This is a genomic window from Cupriavidus sp. 01L46 (genome assembly GCF_056399905.1).
Genome location: NZ_JBFTSF010000431.1, coordinates 1 through 4,102, shown reverse-complemented (window position 1 = coordinate 4,102; position 4,102 = coordinate 1). Strand labels below are relative to the sequence as shown.

Annotated in this window: 4 protein-coding genes; 2 read left to right on the top strand and 2 right to left on the bottom strand. The window is 66.6% G+C overall.

Translation table 11 applies throughout. The features are described 5' to 3' along the window. The first annotated feature begins 324 nt into the window (after nucleotides 1–324). Complete coding sequence (locus tag AC1DS3_RS36105) at nucleotides 325–1,032, top strand: response regulator (RefSeq protein WP_477129085.1); 708 nt, start codon at nucleotides 325–327, stop codon at nucleotides 1,030–1,032. 11 nt (nucleotides 1,033–1,043) lie between these two features. Continuing rightward, entirely contained in the window at nucleotides 1,044–2,957 is a 1,914-nt protein-coding gene (locus AC1DS3_RS36100; RefSeq protein WP_477109727.1) for a sensor histidine kinase, read from the top strand. 22 nt (nucleotides 2,958–2,979) lie between these two features. On the opposite strand, the gene AC1DS3_RS36095 is transcribed toward AC1DS3_RS36100, so the two are convergent. Together AC1DS3_RS36095 and AC1DS3_RS36090 are read right to left on the bottom strand one after the other, a co-directional pair. Beyond that, a complete protein-coding gene (locus tag AC1DS3_RS36095) occupies nucleotides 2,980–3,276 on the bottom strand; it encodes a helix-turn-helix transcriptional regulator (protein WP_043356716.1) in 297 nt (98 codons plus the stop codon). Between the two features lie 205 nt (nucleotides 3,277–3,481). Then, nucleotides 3,482–4,102: tripartite tricarboxylate transporter permease (locus tag AC1DS3_RS36090; RefSeq protein WP_477109728.1), on the bottom strand; the 621-nt coding region annotated here is incomplete at its 5' end.

Sequence of the window (4,102 nt, the reverse complement as noted above, 5' to 3'; positions counted from 1 at the left end):
GGGTCCCTCTTTTCCGCTCTTTTCGTGAAATCCCGAGGCGCCCCATACGGCCTTGGCACACCTTCACGGCTCGCTTCGCATCGCGCATGGGTGTTTCCCGCCTGACTGGCGGGGAACACGGCTGAACCGAATGGCGGGTTTGGTGCCTTCTTCCTTCTTCCTTCTTCCTTCTTCCTTCTTCCTGCCCTGCGGCGGCGCGGGCTGGCGGTAGTTTGACCGTATCCGGTGCTGGCGCTACGATTAGCCGCCAGACGCCATCCCATGAATATGGAGTATCGCCCCCCGCCAACGCGCGCCATAGTCTTGACTACCTCAGCCCAAATCATGCGCTCACAGAACCTGTCCGCGGCCCCGGAAGCCGATATCCGCGTCCTGCTGGTCGAGGATGACCCCGCCACCAGCGCGCGCCTGCAAAGCGCGCTGGCCAGCTTGCCGGGCATCCAGGTGATGGCGGCCTGCGCGCAGCGCGCCAGCGCCTGCGAGTGGCTGTCCGCGCACGAGCCCGACGTGCTGCTGTGCGACCTCGGGCTGCCGGACGGCTCCGGCATCGATGTCATCCGCCACGCGCGCCGGCTGCACCCGCGCTGCGATTGCATGGTGATCACCATGTTCGGCGACGAGGMCAATGTGCTGGCCAGCATCGCGGCGGGCGCCACCGGCTACCTGCTCAAGGACGAATCGGACGACAACCTGCGCGCCTCCGTCCTGGAATTGCGCGCCGGCGGCTCGCCGATGAGCCCGGTGATCGCGCGCAAGGTCATCACCCGGCTGCGCAGCGCCAGCGCGCCTGGCATCCCGGCGCCGGACACGCCAGGCATCCCGGGCATGGACGTGACGCTATCCGCCCGCGAGACCGAGGTGCTCGACCTGATCTCGCGCGGGTACACCTATGCGGAAACCGCCGGGCACCTGGCGATCAGCGTGCACACCGTGCAGGCGCATATCAAGAACATCTACGGCAAGCTGGCGGTCAACTCCCGCACCGAGGCCGTATTCGAAGCCCACAAGCTTGGCCTGCTGAAGACCTTGTGAGGCCAATGCCGATGGCTCTGCTGCCCATCCTGCGGCTGGTGTGCCTGAGTGCCCTGTGGCTCGCCATGGGCTGTTGGGTCACCGCCTGCGGCGGCGAGCGCCAGCGTCCGTCGCCGCCATCCGCGCCGGACCCGGCAAACCAGGTGCAGGTACTGCAGCAAGCGCTGGCCGTGGTCCGCCCCGACGGCGCCGGGCAAGGCCAGGCGCCGCAGCCGGCCGAGGTCGCACTGCCCCACGACTGGGACCGCGTCTACCCCGGCCGCGACGGCACGGCAACCTACCGCCTGGATTTTCCCTACCGCGGCGCCGGGCAGGACATCCCCGCGCTGTACCTGGCGCGCGCGGCCAACAGCTTCGAGATGCATCTCAACGGCAAGCTGCTGGCCGCCTCCGGCGCCATGGATGCGCCTGCCCTCTACGGCGGCCAGCGCCCCCTGTACATCCCCGTGCCCGAGGCCATGCTGCGGCCGGAGAACGAGCTGACGATCAAGATCGCCGCCCGCGCCAATGCCAAGGCAGGCCTGTCGCGCATCGAGTTCGGGCCGGGCCGGCTGGTGCATTCGCGCTACCAGGGCGCGCTCTGGTTCCGCGTGATAGGACCGTTGGTGATCACCGCGCTGAGCCTGTTGCTCACGGCGATCTCGCTGCTGATCTGGTGGCGCCAGCGCGATCCGTTGTTCGGCCTCTATGCGCTGGCCGAGATCGCATGGTCGGTCAGCGTGATCGAGCGCCTGCTGGAAAGCGCCCCGTTGCCGCTGCACGCGTGGCAGGTGCTGGTGCTGGCCAGCCGGACCCTGTTCATCGTGGCCACCGCCCGGTTCGCGCTGATCATCATCGACGTTCGCTCGCCGTGGCCGGCATGGCTGGTCACCGCTTTCCTGTGGATCAAGCTGCCGCTGATCGTGGTGATGACATTCCTGTTCAACACCCCCAGCCTCAAGCTGTTCGACTGGGCCATCAACATGCTGATGGCGTGCGGCATCGCCACGACGCTGGCGTGGGCGGCGCTGCGGCGCCCCAGCCGCGAGCGCCTGGTGCTGGCCGCCACGGTGGCGCTGGCCAGCGCGCTGAGCACCGCCGACGTGATCCGCATCCAGTTCAGCAATGACTTTTACTGGGACACCTCGCTGACCAAATACGTCTCGCAGCTGTTCAGCCTCAGCATGGCCTGGCTGCTGGTGGACCGCTATACGCGCACCACCAGCACGCTGGCCGAACTCAACCGCGACCTGGACCACAAGGTTGCGCAAAAGGAGGAAGAGCTGCATCTGCTCTATGCGCGCTCACGCGAGATCGAGCGCGAGCAGGCCACCTTGCGAGAGCGCGGGCGCATCATGCGCGACATGCACGATGGCCTGGGCAGCACGCTGGTCGGCGCGCTCAGCCTGCTGCGCTCGGGCCATGGCTCGCCCATGGTGCTGCAGCAACATCTGCAGCAAGCGCTGGATGCCTTGAAGCTCTCGGTGGATGCCATGCAAGACACCGGTGGCGACCTCGCCGTGGTGCTGGGCAACCTGCGCTACCGGCTGCGGGCGCGCCTGGAAGCGGCAAGGCTGCGGGTGGACTGGCAAGTGGAGCGGCTGCCGGCTGTGGCCGGCCTGACGCCGCAGATCGTGCGTGAGCTGCAGTACCTGCTGCTGGAAGCCTTCTCCAACGTCATGCAGCATGCCGGTGGCGCTACGGTGCAAGTGGTGGCGCACAGCTTCGCGGGCACCAGCGCTGAGGCCGAGGGCATCCTGATCGAGATCCGCGACGACGGGCGCGGCTTCGATGCGCAGTCCGGCGCGCAAGGCCACGGCCTGGCCAATATGCGCAGCCGCGCGGCCGCCATTGGCGGCGAGTTGTCGATTGCGTCTTCTGAGCAGGGCACGACCGTCAGCCTGCTGCTCTACCCCGCGCGGTGGGCCGAGGACGAGGCTGCCTGAGCGATGGCCAGGTGCGGCAGTCCTAGCGCGTCTGCTCGATGTCGCTCTGCAGGACGTCGAGATGCGACAGGTATTTGTGCAGTTCTTCGCGTCCGCTATCGGTAATGCAATAGACGCGGCCACTGCCTTCCACCAGCTCCGCCGTGATCGCGCGTGCGATCATCAGGCTGCGCAGGATGGGCCTGAGCGAGCGGATGTTCTTTTCCACCCCGTGCTCGCGCAGGCGGTCAACCAGCGTCATGACCGTCGACGGGCTCGACTGGACAAGCTTCAGGATGTACAGCTTCGAAACGAAGCCATCTAGTGTTGGCGCTCTCATGCGGCTCCTGTGACACACCTGCCAGCGGTGCGATAGAGCAGATCTACATAGGCAGCCCGGGCGCAGCGAGCGCACCCGGGCGTGTTACCTGCAAGCGGCCCGGCCGGCACCAGGCGCGCTTATTAAAAGAAAAGGGGTGCACGAGGCACCCCTTTTCTTGCATTGCGCGCGCCGGCGCGAGGCCGGCGCGGGTGGGGCTTGACGACTACTCTTCCTGGAACGCCTCTTCGCGCTTTGCCTTGATGGAAGGCAGGGCAACGATGGCAACCAGCGAAGCCGCTGCGATCAGCAGGCCCAGCGACAGCGGACGGGTCACGAACACGGTGAACTCGCCACGCGACAGCAGCAGGGAGCGGCGGAAGTTCTCTTCCATCATCGGCCCCAGCACGAAGCCCAGCAGCAACGGCGCCGGCTCGCACTTGAGCTTCAGGAACAGGTAGCCGATGATGCCGAAGCCAGCCGCCATGAACACGTCGAAGGTCTGATTGTTGACCGAGTACACGCCAATACCGCAGAACACCAGGATGGCCGGGTACAGGAAGCGGTAAGGCACGGTCAGCAGCTTCACCCACACGCCAATCATCGGCAGGTTCAGGATGATCAGCATCAGGTTGCCGATCCACATCGAGGCGATCAGGCCCCAGAACAGCGCGGGGTTGCTGGTCATGACCTGCGGACCCGGCTGGATGTTGTGGATGGTCATCGCGCCCACCATCAGCGCCATCACGGCGTTGGGCGGAATGCCCAGCGTCAGCAGCGGGATGAAGGAGGTCTGCGCCGCGGCGTTGTTGGCCGATTCCGGACCTGCCACGCCTTCGATGGCGCC

Bases quoted from the DNA above. Each gene is read 5' to 3' on its own strand.
- AC1DS3_RS36100 (WP_477109727.1), top strand. From the start codon at position 1,044: ATGGCTCTGCTGCCCATCCTGCGGCTGGTGTGCCTGAGTGCCCTGTGG.
- AC1DS3_RS36095 (WP_043356716.1), bottom strand. From the start codon at position 3,276: ATGAGAGCGCCAACACTAGATGGCTTCGTTTCGAAGCTGTACATCCTG.